The following is a 17,743-nucleotide window of genomic DNA, read 5'->3' as shown; positions in this document are numbered from 1 at the left end:
GGCGCCTATGACTTGGGTTCGAAGGACTTCGTCAACGTCTTCCAGGTGTCCTTGCGCAGATCGCCGTGCCAGTCGGCGCTCTTCGCGGTGTACATCAGCGCGTAACCGAGGTGGTCGTTCACCACGAAGCCCCGGTCGATCGTGCGGTACCCGGTGCCGCTCTCGGTGTAGGTGAACTCCCAGTCGGCGGTGTTCCAGCCGCGGTAGCCCACCTTCTCGATACGGATCTTGTGGTACTGGGAGCGCACCATGTAGTGCTCCTGGTTCTTCCAGTCCGCCACCGGGTCGTCCTTGGGCGTGCTGGTCCAGGCGACGAGCAGTTTCTGTCCGTCGGGCCCGGTGTAGCGGTCGCCGGCGGCCCCGGCGGACCGGTACTTCCATCCCTTGGGCAGCCCGATCGAGTAGCCCTGGGCGCCCTTGCGGGTCGAGACCGCCGGGGCGCTCCCGCCGTCCTTGGAACCCGAGGAGCCGGACGACTCGGAGCCCGCGTCGGAGTCGTCACCGGACCGGCTCGGCTCTGCGCTCGCCGTGCCGTCCGCACCCGAACCGGTGCCGACGGACGCCGAGGTCGCGCCGTCCGTCCGCTTCCCGGTGTCCGTGCCGCCCGCCGCGTCCTTCTTGTCCTGCTTGGTGGACGCTCCGGCGCTGCCCACGGCCTTGTCCCCGCCGGCGCCGCCCTTGTCGTCGCCGTTCAGGGCGAAGGCCAGCACGGTCCCGATCACCGCGAGCGCCACGAGCACGGCGATGACCACCAGCGTGCGCTTGGGCACCACATCGGTCAGCGGCGCCCTCGGCACCGGCCGCGGCGGCAGGTCCAGGTCCGGCGGCGGCACCACGGGCCAGCCGGAAGCGGCCTTGTTCGCGCTGGAGTTCGGCGCACCGGCGGCGCCCGCGCCCGGACCCGCCGGCCGCACGCCACCCCCGGCGGCCGGACCGGTGGGGACACCGGGAGCACCGGACCGCGCCCCACCGGACACCGCGTCCCCGGCAGCCGGCGCACCGCCCGTGCCCGGCGCGGCCGGCTCGCTCCCGCCCTTCGCCCGGGCCGTCGCCCCGCCGGTGGCCGCCCCGGCCGCCTTGCGGACCGACCGCAGCGCGCCGCGCAGCTTCTCCCCGGCCTCCTCGCCCCGCCTGCCCCCCGGCCCACCGGACTGCGTCGGCAGCGGAACCACCTGCGTGGCGTCCAGCGGCTTCGGCTCCGGCGCGTGGATCACCGCGTTGAGCATCGCCCGGGCCCCGGCGTCGTCGAGCCGCTTGGCCGGGTCCTTCGTCAGCAGGCCGTAGATGACGTCCCGCAGCGGTCCCGCGTTCTTCGGCTCTTCCAGCTGCTCGGTCATCACCGCGGTGAGCGTGGCGATCGCCGAACCCTTGTCGTAGGGCGGCGAGCCCTCGACCGCCGCGTACAGCAGACCGCCGAGCGACCAGAGGTCGGCCGCCGGGCCCGGCTTGTGGCCGCGGGCGCGCTCCGGGGAGATGTAGGAGGGGGCGCCGACGAGCATGCCGGTGGAGGTGATGGACGGGTCACCCTCGACCTGCGCGATACCGAAGTCGGTGAGCACGACCCGTCCGTCCTCGGCGATGAGCACGTTGGACGGCTTCACGTCCCGGTGCAGGATGCCCTGCCGGTGCGCGGAGCGCAGCACGTCGAGGATGGCGAGCCCCACCTCGGCGGCGCGCTTCGGCTCCAGCAGGCCGTCCTCGCGGATGACCTCGGCCAGGGACTTGCCCTCGACCAACTCCATGACGATCCAGGGCCGGTCGTCCTCGTCGACCACGTCGAAGACCGTCACCGCGCTGTTGTTGCGGATCCGGGCGATCGCCTTGGCCTCGCGCAGGGTGCGCGTGATCAGGCGTCGCTTCTCCTCCTCGTCGATGTTCGACGGGAACCGCAGCTCCTTGACGGCGACCGTCCGGCCAAGGATCTCGTCCTCGGCCCGCCAGACCGTGCCCATACCGCCTCGGCCCAGCACGTCTCCCAGCCGGTACCGCCCGGCGAGGAGACGCCGCTCGCTCTTGTCCTGACGAGTCTCCTGACGAGATGTACCCGCCCGCTCCGCCTCCGACATGCGTCCCCTCATACAACCCGCCCTGACAGAGCCTCCATTGTCTCTCACCCGACAAGTGCCCGACGCCCAGGGTGCCCATGGCCAAAGCCCGCCCCCGGCACCGGCGAAGCCCCCCTGAAGCGGGCGTTCCGCTTACCGGGATGATGGGTCGTAAGAAGGGAGGAACCGGTATGCCGACGCTTCGGACAGTCCTGTCCATACCGGTGTCTCTGGCCCTGCTGCTGGCCCCGGCCGCCTCCCAAGACGCCTCCCCCGCCGCCACGGACTCGGTCCTGCCGCTGCTGGTCAGCGACGGCGGAGCACCGGCCGCGGCCCTGCTGTCCCGGGACGACGGAGTGGACGGCGTCCGCTTCCGCTTCCAGGCCGCCGGCGAGGGCATCGCCCGCGCCGACCACTTCCGGGCCGGCAGCATCACCAAGACCTTCCTCGCGACGGTCGTGCTCCAGCTGGCCGCGGAACACCGGCTGTCCCTGTCCGACACCGTGGAGCAGCACCTGCCGGGACTGCTGCACGGGCGTGGCACCGACGGACGGCGCATCACCCTGCGGGCCCTGCTCACCCACACCAGCGGACTGGCCGACTTCACCGAAGCCACCCACGGCACCGTGCCCGTGACTCCGCTTCAAGCCGTGCGCATCGCTCTCACCCTCCCTCCGGCCCGCCCGGGCCGCACCTTCTACTCCAGCACCAACTACGTCGTGCTCGGCCTGGTCGTCCGCCAGGTCACCGGTCACTCCTACGCCACCGAGGCCGAGCGCCGTGTCATCGCCCCGCTGGGTCTGACGGGTACCTCCTTTCCCGGGGCCCGCACGTCACTGCCCTCCCCGCACGGCCGGGCCTACGCGGCCGACGGGTCCGACGTCACCCGGCTCGACCCGCGCGTGGCCGGCGCGGCGGGTGAGCTGGTGACCACGCTGGCCGACCTCGACCGCTTCTACGCGGCCCTGCTGGGCGGCCGGCTGCTGCCCCCGCGCCGGCTGCACGAGATGCTCGACACCCGTGCCGCACACGGCTCGTACGGCATGGGGCTGTTTCCGGTGAAGCTGCCGTGCGGCACCACCGTGTGGGGGCACAACGGCCGGATATCCGGCAGCTACGTGCGCAGCGCGGCCACCGCCGACGGCCGCCGTGTCCTCACCTTCCGGGTGAACACGGACGCGATCGCGGACCCCCGTCTCGAACCGGCTCTGCTCGCCACCGAGTTCTGCCCTCGCACCTGGTAGAACGACCGGGGTTCGAGCGGAGATCCCGCAATCGGCCACTCGTTCGAGTGAACGTCGGCCCGGGGCCTACAGCGGCACGATGTCCGGCGCGCCCAGCCTGGCCGCGTCGGCCGTCTGGTCGTCCGGCTGGAGCTGGGACTCCCGCTCGGCCTCCACCCGCTTCTCGTAGTGCTCGACCTCGCGCTCGATCTGGTCCTTGCCCCAGCCGAGGACCGGTGCCATCAGCTCCGCCGCCTCGCGGGCGCTGCGGGTGCCCCGGTCGAAGGTCTCGATGGAGATGCGGGTGCGGCGGGTGAGGACGTCGTCCAGGTGCCGGGCGCCCTCGTGCGAGGCGGCGTACACCACCTCGGCGCGCAGGTAGTCGTCGGCGGCGTGCAGCGGCTCGCCCAGCGAGGGATCGGCGACGACGAGGTCCAGGACCTCCTCGGCCATGGAGCCGTACCGGTTCAGCAGGTGTTCCACGCGGACCACGTGCAGCCCGGTACGGGCGGCGATGCGCGCTCGCGCGTTCCACAGCGCCTGGTAGCCCTCCGCGCCGAGCAGCGGGGTCTCCTCGGTCACGCAGTCGGCGACGCGCATGTCCAGACCGTGCACCGCCTCGTCGACGGCGTCCTTGGCCATCACCCGGTACGTCGTGTACTTGCCGCCCGCCACGACCACCAGACCCGGCGCGGGATGGGCGACCGTGTGCTCGCGGGACAGCTTGCTGGTGGCGTCGGACTCGCCGGCCAGCAGCGGACGCAGCCCGGCGTACACCCCCTGCACGTCGTCGCGGGCGAGCGGCACGGCGAGCACCGAGTTGACGTGTTCCAGCAGATAGTCGATGTCGGCGCTGGACGCCGCCGGGTGGGCCTTGTCCAGGTCCCAGCCGGTGTCGGTGGTGCCGACGATCCAGTGCCGGCCCCAGGGGATGACGAACAGCACGGACTTCTCCGTACGCAGGATCAGGCCGGTGGTGGAGTGGATGCGGTCCTTGGGCACGACCAGGTGGATGCCCTTGGAGGCGCGGACGTGGAACTGTCCGCGCTCGCCGACCATCGCCTGAGTGTCGTCGGTCCACACGCCGGTGGCGTTGACGACCTGCTGGGCGAGGATCTCGTACTCGCCGCCGCCCTCCACGTCCTGCACCCGGGCGCCGACGACCCGCTCGCCCTCGCGCAGGAACCCGGTCACGCGCGCACGGTTGGCCACCTTGGCGCCGTAGGACGCCGCCGTGCGCACCAGGGTGGCCACGAAGCGGGCGTCGTCCATCTGGGCGTCGTAGTACTGCAGGGCGCCGACCAGGGCGTCCTTGCGGAGGCAGGGTGCGACGCGCAGGGCGTGACGACGGCTCAGGTGCCGGTGTATCGGCAGGCCCCGGCCGTGGCCGCGGGCCATCGACATCGCGTCGTACAGCGCGACGCCCGAGCCCGCGTACAGCCGCTCCCAGCCCTTGTGCTGGAGCGGGTAGAGGAACGGCACCGGTTTGACCAGGTGCGGGGCGAGGCGCTCCAGGAGCAGGCCGCGCTCCTTGAGGGCCTCGCGGACCAGGGCGAAGTCGAGCATCTCCAGATAGCGCAGACCGCCGTGGATCAGTTTGCTGGACCGGCTGGAGGTGCCGGACGCCCAGTCGCGGGCCTCGACCAGGCCGGTGGACAGGCCGCGGGTGACGGCGTCCAGCGCGGTGCCGGCGCCCACCACTCCGCCGCCGACCACCAGCACGTCCAGCTCGCGCTCCGCCATCGCCGCCAGTGCCTCGGCGCGCTGCGCCGGCCCCAGAGTCGCTGTCCTCACCGCTGCCTCCCGCTGTCGCACACACGCTCGCGTCGGCCGCACCCGGCGGGCGAAGCCCGGTTCATCCCCTCCTCATGCCCAAATTCTGACCGTGTTGCCCGGCTTCAGCCACCACGGGCCCCGAACCTGTGGACAACTCGCGCACAACCACAGCAAGACACACGAACACAATCACACATAGCGGTCATATGTGTACCTAGTCTGACAGTGCGCCCGCTCTGCTTGTCCACAGCGCTTGCGCACCTGTCCCGCTTCGGCTACTGGGAAGGACGGCTCACGCCATGCCCGCAGACCTCGCCGTCATCGGACTCGGTCCCTACGGCTTGCCGCTCGCCCAGGCCGCCGTCGCCGCCGGCATCGCCACGGTCGGCTATGCCACCGGCCCCGAGGCCGGCTCGCTCAGCCCGGCGGAGCTGCGCCGGATGCACTCCGCCGGATTCCGGCCCGTCACCGACGCGGCCCAGCTCGGCCGGGTGCGCACCGCCGTGATCTGCGCGCCCACCCCGCGCGGCACCGACGGCGCCCTCGACCTCACCCAGGTCGAGTCGGCCGCCCGCACCCTGGCCGCACGCCTGCGCCCGCACACCACGGTCATCCTGGAGTCGCCCGTGCTCCCCGGGACGACGGAGGAGTTCCTGCGCCCGCTGCTGGAGGAGGGCTCGGGGCTGCGCGCCGGCCGCGACTTCCACCTCGCCTACGCCCCCAGCCGCGTCGACCCCGGCAGCCGCGACCACACCCCGGCCGGCACCCCGAAGGTCATCGGCGGTCTCACCCCCGCCTGCACCGAGTCGGCCGCCGCGTTCTACGGCCGGCTCACCGACAAGGTGGTACGCGCGCGTGGTCTGCGCGAGGCGGAGGCCGTACAGCTGCTGGAGACCAACTTCCGGCACGTCAACATCGCGCTCGTCAACGAGATGGCCGTCCTCTGCCACGAGCTGGGCGTCGACCTGTGGGACGTCATCCGCTGCGCGGAGACCAAGCCCTTCGGCTTCCAGGCGTTCCGTCCGGGCCCGGGCGTCGGCGGCCACGGGGTCCCGCAGGACCTCACCGGGCACGCCACCCGCACCCTGCGCATGGTCGAACTGGCCCAGCAGGTCAACAGCCGGATGCCCCGGTACGTCGTCCAGCGCGCGGCCACCCTCCTCAACGAGCACGGCAAGTCCGCGCGCGGGGCCCGCGTCCTGCTCCTCGGCGTCACCTACAAGCCCGACCTCGCCGACCTCCAGGGCACCCCGGCCCAGGAGATCGCCGCACGGCTCATGGGACTCGGCGCGGCCGTCAGCTACCACGACCCGTACGTGCCCGCCTGGAGCGTCCTGGACCGCCCCGTGCCCCGCGCGGACTCCTTCTACGAGGCAGCGGCCGACGCCGACCTCACGATCCTGCTCCAGCAGCACCGGACGTACGACCTGCAGGGACTCTCGGTGAAGGCTCAGCTGCTGCTGGACACACGGGGGGCCACGCCCACGGGGGCGGCGCATCGGCTGTGAAGGGGCGCGTCCAGGCCCGCTCGCCCGCGCCCGGGCATGCGGAAGGGCCGGTCACCCACCCAGGATGACCGGCCCTTCAGGCGTCGTGGCGACCGCCGCGGCGGCTACCGCCGGTGCTCGCTGTCCGCCACCGTCACCTCGACCCGCTGGAACTCCTTCAGCTCGCTGTAGCCGGTGGTGGCCATCGCGCGGCGCAGGGCGCCGAAGAAGTTCATCGAGCCGTCCGGGGTGTGGGACGGGCCGGTGAGGATCTCCTCGATCGTGCCGACCGTGCCCAGGTCGACCTTCTGGCCGCGGGGCAGCTCCTCGTTGACCGCCTCCATGCCCCAGTGGTGGCCCTTGCCGGGCGCGTCCGTGCCGCGGGCCAGCGGGGAGCCCATCATGACCGCGTCGGCGCCGCAGGCGATGGCCTTGGGCAGGTCGCCGGACCAGCCGACGCCGCCGTCCGCGATCACGTGCACGTACCGGCCGCCGGACTCGTCCATGTAGTCCCGGCGGGCCGCGGCCACGTCGGCGACGGCCGTGGCCATCGGGACCTGGATGCCGAGCACGTTGCGCGTGGTGTGCGCGGCGCCGCCGCCGAAGCCCACGAGCACACCCGCGGCGCCCGTGCGCATCAGGTGCAGGGCCGCCGTGTAGGTGGCGCAGCCGCCGACGATCACCGGGACGTCCAGCTCGTAGATGAACTGCTTCAGGTTCAGCGGTTCGTGCGAGGAGGACACGTGCTCCGCCGAGACCGTCGTGCCCCGGATGACGAAGATGTCCACGCCCGCGTCCACGACCGCCTTGGAGAACTGGGCGGTGCGCTGCGGGGAGAGCGCGGCGGCGGTGACCACGCCGGAGTCGCGGACCTCCTTGATGCGGGCGCCGATCAGCTCCTCCTTGATCGGTGCCGCGTAGATCTCCTGGAGGCGGCGGGTCGCCTGCTCGGCGGGCAGCTCGGCGATCTCGTCCAGCAGCGGCTGCGGGTCCTCGTGCCGCGTCCACAGCCCTTCGAGGTTCAGCACGCCGAGGCCGCCCAGCTCGCCGATGCGGATCGCGGTGGCCGGGGAGACCACGGAGTCCATGGGAGCGGCCAGGAACGGCAGCTCGAAGCGGTAGGCGTCGATCTGCCAGGCGATCGAGACCTCCTTCGGGTCCCGCGTACGGCGGCTGGGGACGACGGCGATGTCGTCGAAGGCGTACGCCCGGCGGCCGCGCTTGCCGCGCCCGATCTCGATCTCAGTCACGTTGGTGGCCTTTCCCTATGCGTTGCAGCGCCTTCCAGTATCGCCGACGGGTACGACAACGGCGGCCCCGGATGCTCCGGGACCGCCGTGGTACGAGCCTCACGCGCGCGTGGGCGTCACCGCTTGCTGCTGTAGTTAGGCGCCTCGACCGTCATCTGGATGTCGTGCGGGTGGCTCTCCTTCAGACCCGCCGAGGTGATCCGCACGAACCGGCCGTTGGCCTGCAGATCCGGAACCGTCCTGCCGCCGACGTAGAACATGGACTGGCGCAGGCCGCCGACCAGCTGGTGGACGACGGAGGACAGCGGGCCGCGGTAGGGCACCTGGCCCTCGATGCCCTCGGGGATCAGCTGCTCGTCGGAGGCGACGCCCTCCTGGAAGTAGCGGTCCTTGGAGAACGACCTTCGGTCGCCTCGGGACTGCATGGCGCCGAGCGAACCCATGCCGCGGTACGACTTGAACTGCTTGCCGTTGATGAACAGCAGCTCGCCCGGGGACTCCTCGCAGCCCGCGAGCAGCGAGCCGAGCATCACCGTGTCGGCGCCCGCGACCAGGGCCTTGGCGATGTCGCCGGAGTACTGCAGACCGCCGTCGCCGATCACCGGGACACCGGCCTCCTTGGCGGCGAGCGCGGCTTCGTAGATCGCGGTGACCTGCGGGACGCCGACGCCGGCGACCACGCGGGTGGTGCAGATGGAGCCCGGGCCGACACCGACCTTGATGCCGTCGGCACCGGCGTCGACCAGCGCCTGCGCGCCGTCGCGGGTGGCGATGTTGCCGCCGATGACGTCGACGCCGGAGGAGTTCGACTTGATCTTGGCGATCATGTCGCCGACCAGGCGGGAGTGGCCGTGCGCGGTGTCCACGACGATGAAGTCGACACCGGCCTCGATCAGCGCCTGGGCGCGCTCGAAGGCGTCACCGGCCACGCCGACCGCGGCGCCGACCAGCAGGCGGCCCTCGGCGTCCTTGGCGGCGTTCGGGTACTTCTCCGCCTTGACGAAGTCCTTGACCGTGATCAGGCCCTTGAGGACGCCCTCGTCGTCGACCAGCGGCAGCTTCTCGATCTTGTGCTTGCGCAGCAGCTCCATGGCCTCCGGGCCGGAGATGCCGACCTTGCCGGTGACCAGCGGCATCGGGGTCATGACCTCGTGCACGCGGCGGCTGCGGTCGCTCTCGAAGGCCATGTCCCGGTTGGTGACGATGCCGAGGAGCTTCTTGTCGCCGTCGGTCACCGGGACGCCGCTGATGCGGAACTTGGCGCACAGCGCGTCGGCCTCGGCGAGCGTGGCGTCCGGGTGGATGGTGATGGGGTCGGTGACCATGCCGGACTCGGAGCGCTTCACCAGGTCGACCTGGTTGGCCTGGTCCTCGATGGAGAGGTTGCGGTGCAGGACGCCGACGCCGCCCTGGCGGGCCATCGCGATCGCCATGCGGGACTCGGTCACCTTGTCCATGGCGGCGGACAGCAGCGGGATGTTGACCCGCACATTCTTGGAGACGTACGAGGCGGTGTCGATCTCGTCGGGTGCCATGTCCGACGGGCCCGGCAGCAGCAGCACGTCGTCGTAGGTCAGCCCGAGTGTCGAGAATTTACCGGGCACTCCGTCGACGTTGGCAGTCATGACACCTTCCCCAAATGGCCTTGATCGGTGCGGATGTCCATGCTAACGGGAAGCGTCGCTAGCAAATTCCACCGTACGGGCTCGCTTCCGGCTTCGTATGTTCGTACGGAAACGACGGTGCGCCTGTTCAGCGAAGGAGCTACGGCGGCTCCGCGCACGGGGATTACTGTTCGGCGAGCGCCCTGAGGCGGCTCAGCGCCCGGTGCTGGGCCACGCGGACCGCGCCGGGTGACATTCCCAACATCTGCCCGGTCTCCTCCGCGGTCAAGCCCACCGCGATGCGCAGCAGGAGCAGCTCGCGCTGGTTCTCGGGCAGATTGGCCAGCAGTTTCTTGGCCCACTCGGCGTCGCTGCTGAGCAGGGCGCGCTCCTCGGGGCCGAGGGAGTCGTCGGGCCGCTCGGGCATCTCGTCGGACGGCACCGCGGTCGACCCGGGGTGGCGCATCGCCGCACGCTGGAGATCGGCGACCTTGTGCGAGGCGATGGCGAAGACGAACGCCTCGAAGGGGCGGCCGGTGTCGCGGTAGCGCGGCAGGGCGAGCAGAACCGCTACGCAGACCTCCTGGGCGAGGTCCTCCACGAAGTGCCGGGCGTCACCGGGGAGCCGGGACAGCCGGGTGCGGCAGTAGCGCAGCGCGAGCGGGTGGACATGCGCGAGCAGATCGTGCGTGGCCTGCTCGTCCCCGTCGACGGCTCGATGCACGAGCGCACCGATCGCCCCGTGGGCCGTGCCCGCCTCGTCGTCGCGCATCGGTCCATGGTGCACTGCGGCCGTCCGGTCCGTCGCATCGTGTTCGTGGTTGTGCACCGAAGCGTTATGAGCAGGTGCGCCGGCACTCATCCCCTGCGCCCTCCCCTTCCGCTCGACCGACTCGTCCCCGAGAGACTCCACATCTCAAGGATGCGGCATCCGCGCCGAAACGAGCAGCGCGCGTCCGGCGGGCCGCCTTGCGCCCGTCCCTCCGGGGTGTTCCCGGAAGTGCCGCGCCGGCGCGGCAACGCAGTGTGCGAGGCACTTGGGCACGCCGGTGAACACCGCCGCACGCCGGAGCCGCCGCCGTGCGGCACGCGGGGTGGCAATCCGGGGCCACCTGCCCGCGCACGCGACCGGACCCCAGGCCCGCCTGTCGGTGCGCACGGCCGGAACCCGGGCCCGCCTGACCACGCGTACGGCCGGAACCCAGGCCCGCCTGACCACGCGCACGGCCGGAACCCGGCTCCACCTGACCACGCGCACGGCGATGACGTGCCCCAGGTGATCCGCTTGCCCGGCGCGCTCCCCCGGGTGCTTCGAGGGACGCGCCGTGGCGTCATCGGCACGGCCTGCCGGTCCCCTGTCAAGGCAGGACCCGGTCAGAGCACACCCAGGGCACGCGCGTACGGCACGTCGGCCTACCGCCGACCCGGTCTTCCGTGGCCCGCGAGGAGCACGTGCGAGCGCTGTCGAACGGCAAGCGGACAGCAGGCCGGGGCCCACACCAGCGCCGAAGGAGCACGTCGGACCGGAGTCCGCGCAGCGCTCCGCGACTGCCCGGGGCGCCCCGGGGCCTTGGGAAAGCGGAGCCGCACCGGAGCGCCGGGCCGGCAGCGGCCCGGGACCCCACCACGCCGTCCGGTACCGGCCCGACCTCACCGTCCGGTACGGGCCCGACCTCACCGTCCGGTGCGGGCCCGACCTCACCGTCCGGTGCGGGCCCGACCTCACCGTCCGGTACGGGCCCGACCAGCGAGAAGCCGACCGGCCGCCCGGACAGGAACACCGGGCGGGAGCGGGGCCGAGCGGGAACGGCATCGGTCCGCGGTGCGCACCGCATCCGCCGGACGCTGACGACGTCGACCCGCGGTCCGAGCCACATCCGCCAGGGAGCGACGGCGTCGGCCCGCAGCCCGCACCGCATCCGCCAGGGGGCGACGGCACCGAACCGCAGTCCGCACCGCATCCGCCAGGTTCTGACGGCACCGCCCCGCACTGCCCACCGCACCCGCCGGGTGGCGACGGCGACGGTCCGCCGTGCGAGTCCCGTCCGCCGGACGGCGGGCGTCGGTGTCGGGCGGCCCGCAGGGCCTCGCACCGGTTACCGGACCAGTCCCCAGCGGAAGCCGAGGGCCACCGCGTGGGCCCGGTCGGACGCGCCGAGCTTCTTGAACAGGCGCCGCGCGTGCGTCTTGACGGTGTCCTCGGAGAGGAACAGCTCACGGCCGATCTCGGCGTTCGAGCGGCCGTGGCTCATGCCCTCCAGGACCTGGATCTCGCGCGCGGTGAGCGTGGGCGCCGCGCCCATCTCGGCCGAGCGCAGGCGGCGCGGGGCGAGCCGCCAGGTCGGGTCGGCGAGCGCCTGCGTCACCGTGGCCCGCAGCTCGGCGCGCGAAGCGTCCTTGTGCAGGTACCCACGGGCACCGGCGGCGACCGCGAGGGCCACGCCGTCCAGGTCCTCGGCGACCGTGAGCATGATGATCCGTGCGCCCGGGTCTGCCGACAGCAGCCGGCGCACGGTCTCGACGCCGCCCAGACCGGGCATGCGCACGTCCATCAGGATGAGGTCGGAACGGTCGGCGCCCCAGCGGCGGAGGACTTCCTCGCCGTTGGCCGCCGTCGTCACGCGCTCGACACCGGGCACGGTCGCGACCGCGCGGCGCAGCGCTTCTCGGGCAAGCGGGGAGTCGTCGCAGACGAGGACGGATGTCATGACCGCCCTCCGCAGCTGATGCGCGTCACCTTGAGCCTCCAGGCTGGTACGGAATCGTCACCTGTGCGGTCGACCGTCTCGGACGCCTGCCCGAGCGCTTGTGGCTTCAACCGCCTCCGCACTCTCAACGACGGTCACTCGAAAGAGTTACGGCTCCGCGTGCCGTCTTCGGCACTCTATGTGAGGGCGCCGACACGGTGCAGACATGCTCAACGGACTTTCAACTTTTCATCACAACCTATGCCCCATTCGGCCCCTTTTCTTCCCGTTTCGCAGTGTCCGGGGCTAGATTCGCAATGAGTCATATTTTCATCTCCTTAGACCGGAGATGTACGGTCGTTGGCACCGTATCCGCCCAGAACGGCGACAAGGGGTCACGTAATGGCAGATTTCTCCCGCCTTCCCGGACCGAACGCGGACCTGTGGGACTGGCAGCTGCTGGCTGCCTGCCGCGGCGTGGACAGCTCGCTCTTCTTCCACCCGGAGGGCGAGCGCGGGGCGGCTCGGAGCGCTCGCGAGAACTCGGCCAAGGAGGTCTGCATGAGGTGCCCGGTCCGTGCGGAGTGCGCGGCGCACGCGCTGGCGGTGCGCGAGCCGTACGGGGTCTGGGGCGGACTGACCGAGGACGAGCGTGAGGAGTTGATGGGGCGGGCGCGCAACCGCCTCGTGGCGGCGTCGAGCACCAGCGGGGACGCCGCCTCGGATCACTGAAGGAACGTTTCTGCATCCATGGGCGACCATTCCTTCCCCACCGGGCACGCACGCGCGTGCCCGTGACCCTGCCGTGCGCCCTACCCGCGCCCCGCCGCCCGTACCGCCCGGGCCAGCTGCTCCAGCGTCGCCGACACGGCCGGAACCTGTGCCAGGTCGGGCAGGGTGAGGGCGACGATCTCCCGCCGGACCGCCGGTTCCAGCCGGACCGTGCGCACGCCGCGCGGCCGAACCGACTCCACGGCCAGCTGGGGCAGTACCGCCACTCCGAGGCCCGCGCCGACCAGACCGACCACGGCCGGGTAGTCGTCGGTGGCGAAGTCGATGCGCGGGGTGAAGCCGGCCCCCTCGCACACCTCGATCAACTGGCCGCGGCAGCGCGGGCAGCCCGCGATCCAGGGTTCCCCGGCCAGCTCGCCGATGGCGACGGCCTCCGCGCGCGCGAGCCGGTGCCGCTCGGGAACCAGGGCGACCAGCCGGTCCGTCAGCAGGGGGCGCACGACGAGGTCGTCCCATTCCTCGGCGACCGCCGCCCCCTCGTAGCGGAAGGCCAGGGCCAGGTCGCAGTCACCCTCCCGCAGCAGCTCCACGGACCTCGGGGGCTCGGCCTCCTCCAGGGAGACCCGGGTGCCGGGGTGGGCGGCGCGCAGGGCGGCCAGGGCGGTGGGGACCAGGGTGGAGCTGCCGCTGGGGAAGGAGACCAGCCGGACCCGGCCCGCGCGCAGGCCGGCGATGGCGGCGACCTCCTCCTCGGCGGCGGTGAGTCCGGCGAGGATGCCGGAGGCGTGCCGGACCAGGGCCTCGCCGGCCTGGGTCAGGCGCATCTCCCGTCCGGTGCGGACCAGCAGCGGGGTGCCGACGGATGTCTCCAGGGCCTTCATCTGCTGGCTGACGGCGGGCTGGGTGCAGCCCAGCAGGCGCCCCGCCGCGGAGAAGGATCCGGTGGTGGCGACGGCGCGCAGGACGCGGAGATGACGGGCCTCGATCACCTGTCGAGCATAAGGCAGCCTTGGGCCGGACGCCCGATAATGCGTCGACGCTTTGAGGACGGATCGCTTACCGTGCGGGGATGAAGCTTCTTTCCGTCAATCTCGGCAGCCCGCGGCAGGTCCCCTACACCAGCCAGCCGGAGGGCCTGACCGGTATCGACAAGCGCCCGACGGACGGGCCGGTGCGCGTCGCGGCGCCGGGACCCAAGGGGACCGGCGGGAGCGGGCTCGCCGGGGACGCGGTGTGCCACCTGCGCCACCACGGCGGGGACGAGCAGGCGGTGTACGCGTACGCCCGCGAGGACCTCGACGCGTGGGAGCGCGAACTCGGCAGGCCGTTGGCCAACGGTTGCTTCGGGGAGAACCTGACGACGGACGGCCTGGACGTCTCGGGGGCGCTGATCGGCGAGCGCTGGCGGGTCGGTCCCGAGCTGGTGCTGGAGGTGACCTCGGGCCGGATCCCGTGCAAGACGTTCCAGGGCCATCTGGGCGAGCGCGGCTGGGTCAGGAGGTTCACACAGAAGGGCGCAACGGGTGCCTACCTCCGGGTGATCGAGCCGGGCGAGATACGGGCGGGCGACCCGGTGGAGATCGTGCACCGTCCGGACCACGGGGTGACGGCGGCGCTGGAGTTCCGCGCGGTCACCACCGAGCGGGAGCTGCTGCCGCGGCTGCTCGCGGCGGGCGAGGCGCTGCACTCGGAGTCGCTGGCGAAGGCCCGGGAGTACGTGGCCCGGCACGAGGCCTGATACTCCGTCAGGACGGCGCCGGAGACAGGGCGCGCGGGCAGCGGAGGCTGTCGGTCCGGGTCACTACCCTTGGGCCATGACAACGTCTCTGATTACGGGATCGACCGCGGGGATCGGTGCCGCGTTCGCGCGCCGGCTGGCGGCTGACGGGCACGACCTCGTGCTGGTGGCGCGGGACACCGGGCGGCTGCGCGAGCAGGCGACGGAACTGCACGACCGGCACGGCATCGAGGTGGAGGTGCTGACCGCCGACCTGGCCGAGGACAAGGGCATCGAGGCGGTCGCCGAGCGACTGGGCGACCGGAGGAACCCGGTCGACCTGCTGGTCAACAACGCCGGCTTCGGCAACAAGGGCCGCTATCTGGAAGTGTCGATGGCGGACGAGCTGCGGATGCTCAAGGTGCACTGCGAGGCGGTGCTCCGGCTGACGTCGGCGGCGGCCGAGGCGATGCGCGAGCGCGGCCGGGGCGGGGTGGTGAACGTCGCCTCGGTGGCCGCCTTCGTCCCGCGCGGCACGTACGGCGCGTCCAAGGCGTGGGTCGTGCAGTTCACCCAGGGCGCGGCGAAGGACCTGGCGGGCAGCGGGGTGCGGCTGATGGCGCTGTGCCCGGGGTTCGTGCGGACCGAGTTCCACCAGCGGGCCGGGATGGGCACGGACAACATCCCGGGCTGGATGTGGCTGGACGCGGACAAGCTGGTCGCGGCGGCCCTGGCCGACCTCGCGCGCGGCAGGACGCTGTCCATCCCGGACCCCCGGTACAAGGCGCTCATGGGGCTGGTGAAGGTGACGCCGCGCGGGCTGCTGGGCGGGATCAGCTCCCGGACGGGGCGCAAGTACGGACCGCAGTAACGACGGGTGACGCCGCCGTCCCGGTGGGAAAATGGGCGGGACGGTACCGGACCCAGGGGGGTCGGAGGCGGCGTCATGACCTTCGTACAGCTCATCGAGTGCAGGACGAGCCGGGTGGACGAGATGAACCGGCTCATGGACGACTGGGTCCGGCGGACCAAGGGGAAGCGGACGGCGACGCACGCGCTGGTCGGCACGGACCGCTCGGACACGTCGCACGTGGTGGAGGTCGTGGAGTTCCCGTCGTACGAGGAGGCGGTGCGGAACGCGAACCTCCCGGAGACAGGCCGGATCTTCCGGGAGATGGTCGCCCTGTGCGACGAGAAGCCGAGGTTCACCGACCTGGACGTCGTACGGGACGAGCGCCTGGCCGAGGGGGTCGTGCGCGGGTTCTTCGACGCGCTGTGCACGGCGGACGAGCTGCCGCCGCTCAACGACCTGCTGGACGAGGACGTCCACAGCCACGACCCGATGAACCCGCAGGACACCATCGGGCTGGACAACGTCCGCGCCGAGTTCCGGATGTGGCGCGGCGCCTTCGATTGCACGTTCACGGTCGAGGACGTGCTCGCCCAGGGCGACCGGGCGTGCGCGCGGTGGACCTGGAACGCCACGCACCAGGGCGACTTCCTGGGGATCGCACCCACGGGCCGGCGGGCGGCCATGACCGGGATGACGCTGTTCCGCTTCACCGCCGGCGGCAAGATCGCCGAGCTGTGGTGGCAGCACGACCAGCTGGGGCTGATGCAGCAGCTGGGGGCGCTGGACGAGCTGGAGCAGTAAGGAGGCCGCAGCACTGTGGGGCCTCCTCGACGCCTGTCCTGATACGGAACACCCAGCTGTTCGTCCCCCCGACACCCTGCGGATCTCAGAGCCTGAGTCGCCCGAACGGCCCGGGGTGTCCCCCGGCGGAGCGCCAGTCCACGGCTCAGCGTTCGACAACCTGGATGTGATGCTTCAGCTCCTCGGCGATGTTCGCCGTGTCGCCGGCCGCGGGCAGGCGCCAGTCCGTCTCGATGCCCGCCTCCACGGCCGGCTCGGAACTGAAGCGGATCAGATCCGGGGAAGCGACGTAGGAGTCACGGAGCCAGGTGATGAACACGGCCGCCTCTTCCGCGGTGTTGTCCACGAGAACCACCGTGTCCCTGCCTTCGTTGCTGGCGAAGCCGGTGAACTCGATCCCTTCGGCCGTCACCGCCCAGAAGGACAGGCGCAGTTGCCTGCCCTGCCGGGTCTCGTACCGCACGTCGGGGAACGCGGCCTCGAGGGCGGCGCCGAAGGCGGCCAGGTCCAGGTTCCAGCCGGCGGGGTTCTTGGCGGGCGCGTAGAGCAGGAAGGTCGTCTGGTATTCGTCGAGGTCCACAGCGGGAAGCGTCCTTCTTCGTCGGGGTCAGGGCACGTACCGGGAGGTGCCCTTGACCCCCTGTGCCGCCATGAGTGTCTGCCAGTACGCGGCAGCGTCATTGTCGTTGGTGATGATCTCCAGGCCGCGGATCTGCTCGTGCTGTGTCATCGCCTGCCGGTAGTCGTCGAGTTCGTCCTCGTCCTTGCCGACGAGGATGTCCTTCTTGCTCCACTTCTTCTTGCCGTTCTCGTCGTACTTGTCTTCGAGCGCGAAGGTGTCTGGCGTGCGCCACGAGTTCTTCTTGCACTCGTCGTCGGTGTCCTTCACGTACTTGGCGTCGATCATGTAGCCGTCGGCCGGCCGCATTCCGAGGACGTCCACAGCCACGACCCGATGAACCCGCAGGACACCATCGGGCTGGACAACGTCCGCGCCGAGTTCCGGATGTGGCGCGGCGCCTTCGATTGCACGTTCACGGTCGAGGACGTGCTCGCCCAGGGCGACCGGGCGTGCGCGCGGTGGACCTGGAACGCCACGCACCAGGGCGACTTCCTGGGGATCGCACCCACGGGCCGGCGGGCGGCCATGACCGGGATGACGCTGTTCCGCTTCACCGCCGGCGGCAAGATCGCCGAGCTGTGGTGGCAGCACGACCAGCTGGGGCTGATGCAGCAGCTCGGGGCGCTGGACGAGCTGGAGCAGTAAGGAGGCCGCAGCACTGTGGGGCCTCCTCGACGCCTGTCCTGATACGGAACACCCAGCTGTTCGTCCCTCGAGCCGGACCGGAGTCGGTGTCAAAGGCGCGGAGCAGGATTCCGAGGGGGTGGCACGGCTGGCGTCGTCGTGCCCTCCTCCTTCGCTGCTGCCGTTCCGGAGGTGCCTGGTGCCCGCTGTTCCCAAGCCGCCCATACGGCACCGGCGAATGCGAGGGCCGCCACCTCCAGCCCGCCCTTTTCCGGCCCATCGGAGACGAGACGCTCTGCCCGCGCTGCGCCGCAGACCGAGC

15 protein-coding genes and 1 pseudogene are annotated in these 17,743 nt (G+C 71.8%); 7 read left to right on the top strand and 9 right to left on the bottom strand.

Annotated elements, in window-relative coordinates; all coding sequences use genetic code 11:
• Positions 1-5 precede the first annotated feature (5 nt).
• Positions 6-2,066: a serine/threonine-protein kinase gene (locus ACZ7N4_RS08520; protein WP_471355239.1), complete on the bottom strand. Its 2,061-nt coding sequence runs from the start codon at positions 2,064-2,066 to the stop codon at positions 6-8.
• Between the two features lie 170 nt (positions 2,067-2,236).
• Here ACZ7N4_RS08520 and ACZ7N4_RS08515 point away from each other — a divergent pair, with 170 nt between their 5' ends.
• Complete coding sequence (locus ACZ7N4_RS08515) at positions 2,237-3,289, top strand: serine hydrolase domain-containing protein (RefSeq protein WP_471355237.1); 1,053 nt, start codon at positions 2,237-2,239, stop codon at positions 3,287-3,289.
• Positions 3,290-3,355: 66 nt separating this feature from the next.
• Here the strand turns inward: ACZ7N4_RS08515 and ACZ7N4_RS08510 are convergent, their stop codons facing one another.
• A complete protein-coding gene (locus ACZ7N4_RS08510) occupies positions 3,356-5,062 on the bottom strand; it encodes a glycerol-3-phosphate dehydrogenase/oxidase (protein WP_471355236.1) in 1,707 nt (568 codons plus the stop codon).
• Positions 5,063-5,343: 281 nt separating this feature from the next.
• Between ACZ7N4_RS08510 and ACZ7N4_RS08505 the strand changes: the two genes are divergently transcribed.
• On the top strand, positions 5,344-6,552 hold the full coding sequence (locus tag ACZ7N4_RS08505) for a nucleotide sugar dehydrogenase (RefSeq protein WP_471355234.1): 1,209 nt from the start codon (positions 5,344-5,346) through the stop codon (positions 6,550-6,552).
• A gap of 104 nt (positions 6,553-6,656) precedes the next feature.
• Here the strand turns inward: ACZ7N4_RS08505 and ACZ7N4_RS08500 are convergent, their stop codons facing one another.
• From ACZ7N4_RS08500 to ACZ7N4_RS08485, 4 genes are all read right to left on the bottom strand, one after another.
• Entirely contained in the window at positions 6,657-7,781 is a 1,125-nt protein-coding gene (locus ACZ7N4_RS08500; protein ID WP_471355231.1) for a GuaB3 family IMP dehydrogenase-related protein, read from the bottom strand.
• Positions 7,782-7,897: 116 nt separating this feature from the next.
• The gene (gene guaB / locus ACZ7N4_RS08495; protein WP_471355229.1) at positions 7,898-9,406 is read right to left on the bottom strand and encodes an IMP dehydrogenase; all 1,509 of its coding nucleotides are present in this window, start codon (positions 9,404-9,406) and stop codon (positions 7,898-7,900) included.
• 163 nt (positions 9,407-9,569) lie between these two features.
• On the bottom strand, positions 9,570-10,157 hold the full coding sequence (locus tag ACZ7N4_RS08490) for a sigma-70 family RNA polymerase sigma factor (RefSeq protein WP_030641278.1): 588 nt from the start codon (positions 10,155-10,157) through the stop codon (positions 9,570-9,572).
• 1,324 nt (positions 10,158-11,481) lie between these two features.
• Positions 11,482-12,093: a response regulator transcription factor gene (locus tag ACZ7N4_RS08485; RefSeq protein ID WP_003948568.1), complete on the bottom strand. Its 612-nt coding sequence runs from the start codon at positions 12,091-12,093 to the stop codon at positions 11,482-11,484.
• Between the two features lie 381 nt (positions 12,094-12,474).
• Between ACZ7N4_RS08485 and ACZ7N4_RS08480 the strand changes: the two genes are divergently transcribed.
• On the top strand, positions 12,475-12,804 hold the full coding sequence (locus ACZ7N4_RS08480) for a WhiB family transcriptional regulator (RefSeq protein ID WP_230919622.1): 330 nt from the start codon (positions 12,475-12,477) through the stop codon (positions 12,802-12,804).
• 80 nt (positions 12,805-12,884) lie between these two features.
• Here the strand turns inward: ACZ7N4_RS08480 and ACZ7N4_RS08475 are convergent, their stop codons facing one another.
• Positions 12,885-13,793 (bottom strand): LysR family transcriptional regulator, encoded by a 909-nt coding sequence (locus tag ACZ7N4_RS08475; protein WP_471355227.1) that lies wholly within the window; start codon positions 13,791-13,793, stop codon positions 12,885-12,887.
• A gap of 80 nt (positions 13,794-13,873) precedes the next feature.
• On the opposite strand from ACZ7N4_RS08475, the gene ACZ7N4_RS08470 reads away from it, so the two are divergent.
• The 3 genes from ACZ7N4_RS08470 to ACZ7N4_RS08460 all read left to right on the top strand — a co-directional run bounded on the left by ACZ7N4_RS08470 (position 13,874) and on the right by ACZ7N4_RS08460 (position 16,175).
• Positions 13,874-14,542 (top strand): MOSC domain-containing protein, encoded by a 669-nt coding sequence (locus ACZ7N4_RS08470; RefSeq protein WP_471355225.1) that lies wholly within the window; start codon positions 13,874-13,876, stop codon positions 14,540-14,542.
• A 76-nt stretch (positions 14,543-14,618) separates the two neighbouring features.
• Positions 14,619-15,392 (top strand): SDR family NAD(P)-dependent oxidoreductase, encoded by a 774-nt coding sequence (locus tag ACZ7N4_RS08465; RefSeq protein WP_471355223.1) that lies wholly within the window; start codon positions 14,619-14,621, stop codon positions 15,390-15,392.
• A 75-nt stretch (positions 15,393-15,467) separates the two neighbouring features.
• A complete protein-coding gene (locus tag ACZ7N4_RS08460; RefSeq protein WP_471355221.1) occupies positions 15,468-16,175 on the top strand; it encodes an ester cyclase in 708 nt (235 codons plus the stop codon).
• 145 nt (positions 16,176-16,320) lie between these two features.
• Here ACZ7N4_RS08460 and ACZ7N4_RS08455 read toward each other — a convergent pair whose 3' ends face one another.
• Positions 16,321-16,755, bottom strand: a complete 435-nt coding sequence (locus tag ACZ7N4_RS08455; RefSeq protein WP_471355218.1) for a hypothetical protein — start codon at positions 16,753-16,755, stop codon at positions 16,321-16,323.
• Positions 16,756-16,782: 27 nt separating this feature from the next.
• Positions 16,783-17,103, bottom strand: coding sequence for a restriction endonuclease fold toxin-2 domain-containing protein (locus tag ACZ7N4_RS08450; RefSeq protein WP_471356141.1), 321 nt, complete (start codon positions 17,101-17,103; stop codon positions 16,783-16,785).
• A gap of 3 nt (positions 17,104-17,106) precedes the next feature.
• Here ACZ7N4_RS08450 and ACZ7N4_RS08445 point away from each other — a divergent pair.
• Positions 17,107-17,442: pseudogene (locus ACZ7N4_RS08445) on the top strand (ester cyclase); the annotation flags it as partial.
• Between the last annotated feature and the right edge of the window lie 301 nt (positions 17,443-17,743).

It is taken from the genome of Streptomyces sp. NPDC107654 (genome assembly GCF_055639035.1).
Note: the sequence above shows the minus strand (reverse complement) of the source record. Positions and strands in the feature narration are given on the sequence as shown.